Annotated in this window: 4 protein-coding genes; all 4 read right to left on the bottom strand. The window is 40.9% G+C overall.

Annotation, left to right across the window (positions count from 1 at the left end; all coding sequences use genetic code 11):
* Positions 1-118: 118 nt before the first annotated feature.
* Entirely contained in the window at positions 119-1,048 is a 930-nt protein-coding gene (locus GVO60_RS22080; protein WP_225874963.1) for a hypothetical protein, read from the bottom strand.
* A 159-nt stretch (positions 1,049-1,207) separates the two neighbouring features.
* Positions 1,208-1,588 (bottom strand): hypothetical protein, encoded by a 381-nt coding sequence (locus tag GVO60_RS22075; protein ID WP_159657881.1) that lies wholly within the window; start codon positions 1,586-1,588, stop codon positions 1,208-1,210.
* A 236-nt stretch (positions 1,589-1,824) separates the two neighbouring features.
* Positions 1,825-2,499, bottom strand: coding sequence for a hypothetical protein (locus tag GVO60_RS22065; RefSeq protein WP_159657879.1), 675 nt, complete (start codon positions 2,497-2,499; stop codon positions 1,825-1,827).
* A gap of 688 nt (positions 2,500-3,187) precedes the next feature.
* Positions 3,188-3,541 (bottom strand): hypothetical protein, encoded by a 354-nt coding sequence (locus GVO60_RS22060; protein WP_159657877.1) that lies wholly within the window; start codon positions 3,539-3,541, stop codon positions 3,188-3,190.
* Between the last annotated feature and the right edge of the window lie 898 nt (positions 3,542-4,439).

The raw sequence follows: 4,439 nt of genomic DNA, 5'->3' as shown, positions 1-4,439 counted from the left end.
CTCTGTAACCAAATAGCTGGAAAGCTAAACTCGCGCCCAAGGAAAAGACTTGGGTTCTTTACACCTCAGGAGTATATTCATGCGCATCTGTAAAAAGTGTCGCACTTCAAACTTGATACTAAGCGCCAGTATTGCCGAATAAGTCGATTATTCCTAACTGCTGTTTTTCTTTGGCTCGTTTATCAAGATACTCTTGCCGCTCTTTCTCAAGCCTTTCTCTCTCAATTTGTGCACTTTGCTTAATTGTTGATTTATCAAGACTTAACAAATACTTTTCAAATGCTTCGATGGTATCAACAGAAACGATAACATCATCAACTGTTGGCTCGAGACGACCATGAGCTGCCATGTTTCTCAGTCGACGCGCTTCGTTGAAACTGTCACTCAGTCCAATAGGAATAACAACACCAAATTTCTCCCAACGACCATTAACCAAATCTATAACTGAAGGGCGGCGACGAGGAAAATTTAGACCAGCTAGTTCTGCGAACTCTTCGATTTCTTTTTCGATGTAAGTCCAAGCAGAAAGCAATGCACCCAAAGGATGTATTTTCGCTAAGTCTTTCAGTTTATCTAATTCTTGATCATTAGTTGGATCATTAAGTTTATATTCTAGTAAGTCAGACTCATCAGTAAACTGCGTTACTATTTCATCATATTCTTGACCATAATGAGTTTTAAGAACCTCTCGGAAAAAATTCTCTGCAATATTCATGTAGAAAATACTAGTCAATTCATTTGGAGACCCAAACCGATGTTGCAGTGCGTTTCTTTCATCAACCAATAGTTCTATCTTGTTTAATAAAGGTAAGTTTATAGACTTATCTTGCAAGACTTTAAGACAACCTTGAATTGTGATTGTCTCTTTTGGACCTTTGTATATTGATTCTCCAGTATCAAGAACCAAGTCCTTTAAAACTAGTTCTACCGCATTTGCTAGATGTAAGATTAACAGCTTTCTATCTAACTCTTTTTTACCATTGTAGTGGGTAATGGAGTGACCAAGTAACTCCATTGCACTCTGAAATAATGGTGATTCTATTGCCAAACTCTAATCCTCATGATTTCGATTCTTCCTCGATGGCGCATAACGCTGCGTTAAGTGGTGAACAACGCTAACCACCAAACCTAAACCATTGTACCTTAAACACTAAATTCAACTTAAACTGAAATCGCCAAGCGTTGTGAATCCGTCTTAAACGCCTTGTTATGTGCATTTTCCCAGCATTAGCTCCCAGTCACTTTTCGACACCCAAGGCTCGTAAACCTTAACCCTATGATACCCATTTGAGGTCAAAGACGTGATACGAATATAACGCTTCCCCAAAATGGACTTTTGGTACCTTAACGCAGCCGGAATACCAAAGAGGTAAATATCGTCGTTATCAGTTGTCAGGTTGCTTTCACTTTTTTTCACCGTCCCTAAGTATTGGAAAATAGCGCCAACTAGAACGGCCCCATAAGTAAACAAGTTTTGATCGATCGAAAAAACAAACTGCATTACTAGTAATACTGATATACCGCCAAACAATGATGCAACACTCATAGAAAAGGCACGGGGAAACCCCATAAACTTAATTTTTCGCATAAATAAAACCTCCTTGGCTTATTGTTCTATGAAATGCGAAGAGTGCACCCAAAACCTAGAATCATTGCGAGGTATTTCAAATAGGTGCATGCACATAACGCCCTGTTAAGGTGTGAGCAACGCAATACCGCTGCCGCCGCATACCACCTTAAACACCAAACGCAACGCATAGTAAAAATGCCACGCGTTGCGAATCACTCTTAAACAGTTTGTTAGAATTACGTCTCAGTGCGGGTCTATCTACTTCGTACACCATTACCAAATTCAGTAAAGTCGCTGATTTGACTTAACTTAAATCTATGTTCAAGAACAAAGGTTGACCACTTCTCTTTAAATATTGGGTCATCATCGTCAAGCTCGTTAATATTTTCTTTAGTAAGCATCTTTTTTGTTAGGTAGTTAATACTAGTAACCACCTCCACTCTCGGACCTCGATTGTAGCTTGCGTCATAACCGATTAATTCAAGATCTGAATCTTGGTAACGGAAGTTGTAACGCCAGTAACCATATCGACCATGTAAAAAATCAATATATAAGTTTCCTTTTGTTATACTCATTAAGATATCTGGAACCATGTATACACCTCCATCTTCATCATCAGAAAAGAAGCAATTGTCATTTTCAACAACGACGTCGTACTTGTCGTTACCTCTTAAAGCAACAATAATTCCTCTTCGGTTGAGATCTAACCGACCACGGAGCTCATCAGTGACAATTTTGTTTTGATCTGTACCTTGTATCATCAAAACAATATCGTCTCGACGATCTCCATTTAGGTCACCATGAATAGCCTCAATTATGGTATGACCATTAGGAACGATTTCCCGATAGGAGCTATCAAGGTCGATTTTTTCTTGTGCTAAAACGTTTGCTCCAAATAGCAAAGTTGATAATAAAAGTAACTCTTTCATTTCTCACTCTATGATTTTTCAGTAGTAAGTTCTAACGCCATGTTAAGGGGTGAGCGACGCTAAACACCGAAGGCACGGCAAACCACCTTAAACACCATTGCTGAATTTAAACAGAATTCGCCAAGCGTTGCGAATCCTCCTTGAACATTTTGTTATGCAAATACAGTGACACAGTCTGCAACTTGCTACAGAAGCCAACGCCATTAAGCCAAAAACAGTTCCCAAAACAACAGAACTCTACGAAGTTCATGAACTTAAGAAACCTAAAGCCTCAACAAGTAAAGAACACTCAACTTCAGCGTGTAAGAAGGCTTTTGCGACAAGTAACTAAACGAGCCAGAGCTTCAACAAGTTTGGGCTGTCGTTCACTTTGCCCTTTCCACACTTTAAGCCCGAAAAACTCACCACCAACCAGATCGAAAACTGAATGAGGCAACCTACGAAACTTGGCATGCTTTACGGCTGGAGATATTCAAGAATTGAGGGCAATAATGCTGATTTGCCGACACCAGAAAAGCGATAGCCGGAGGGAACAAAAAAAACGATTTCTACCAATTTTGCTCTCATTGCATAACGCCCTGTTAAGGGGTGAGCAACGCAATACCTAAGCCGCCGCATACCACCTTAATCACTTAAACCAACGCATAGTGAAAATGCCACGCGTTGTGAATCCCTCTTGAACAGTTTGTTATGTAGCGATGCTCGCAAGGACACAAACCAAGAATGCAGGCACGCCAGCTATGAGCAGTTTGATACAAAAGGCTGTATTTTCTGAGAACCGCTCATCATCGATTTCGTCCGCAACACTACGGTCAACCATTGAGTCTGTAATCCTATCAACCTTGTCGTCAGACTGCCCCATACCACCCAGTGGTGGATACATGAAAAATAAGGCTGTCGTTCCCCATATAAGCATCACGATGAAAAATGCATAGTCCGATACAAACTTAAGTCCAAAGAAGCCTGTAGACATCTCTAGACCAACAACTATTACGGCTGCTATTACATTTACAACCAATACAAATCGAACTAAACCAAGCATTTATACTCCATTTCTTACCTAGCTACATAACGCCCTGCTAAGGGGTGAGCAACGCAATACGAAAGCCGCCGCAAACCACCTTAATCACTAAAACCAACGCATAGTAAAAATGCCACGCGTTGCGAATCCCTCTTGAGCAGTTTGTTAGTCGCGAGGCACCGAGCGACAATTTTAAGCCGAACCAAACTTTGCAAACAACAAACTTTATGTGCTTTGATGCATTCAAATCAGGCGTAGTCTCAAAGCGACTACTCAATGAAACCACTTGGAACAAACAACGCCGTAGAAAACGGACTGACAACACCAAAAAAGGTTTTTGGAAAACCAATCTCACAGTGCGGACTTTCAATAAAGTCACTGAAACCACGTGGAACTTACCACACCAGAGAAAACGCCTTTTCAGCGAGTAGATCAGCTTTTGTACCTAACAAACTCAACGAGCAGAGTTGCAACCAAAAACAGACTCTCGATTGCCCTGTTCTGTCAGCACCAAAGAACAAAACAACCGCTAGGACAATTGCAAAACTTTGGACTTAAAACAGCTGAAAATGAGTTTGGACCAACAGCGATGAAACCGGGAACCGAACAACAAGCAGCCAAATTTTGAGCTTAGAAACATGATTTTGACAGCTAGCTTTTTCTGGCGACTAACGCCCTGTTAAGGTGTGAGCAACGCAATACTGAGGCCGCCGCATACCACCTTAAACGCTAAAACCAACGCATAGTAAAAGTGCCACGCGTTGCGAATCCCTCTTAAACAGTTTGTTATGTTTCTTGGATTCAAGTACGAAGTGCGACACCTCTGAACATAAAAACAGTGAGATGCGATAATCATGAACTTTGCTCCCGCCAAGAAGTAAAAAACATGAAATACACGCACCTCACTGAGAACGAAAGG

This window comes from Vibrio atypicus (assembly GCF_009811315.1).
GTDB classification, from domain to species: domain Bacteria; phylum Pseudomonadota; class Gammaproteobacteria; order Enterobacterales; family Vibrionaceae; genus Vibrio; species Vibrio atypicus.
The sequence above is the reverse complement of the archived record's forward strand: the minus strand, read 5'-3'. Positions and strand labels throughout refer to the sequence as shown.

Bases quoted from the DNA above. Each gene is read 5' to 3' on its own strand.
- GVO60_RS22060 (WP_159657877.1), bottom strand. From the start codon at position 3,541: ATGCTTGGTTTAGTTCGATTTGTATTGGTTGTAAATGTAATAGCAGCC.
- GVO60_RS22075 (WP_159657881.1), bottom strand. From the start codon at position 1,588: ATGCGAAAAATTAAGTTTATGGGGTTTCCCCGTGCCTTTTCTATGAGT.
- GVO60_RS22065 (WP_159657879.1), bottom strand. From the start codon at position 2,499: ATGAAAGAGTTACTTTTATTATCAACTTTGCTATTTGGAGCAAACGTT.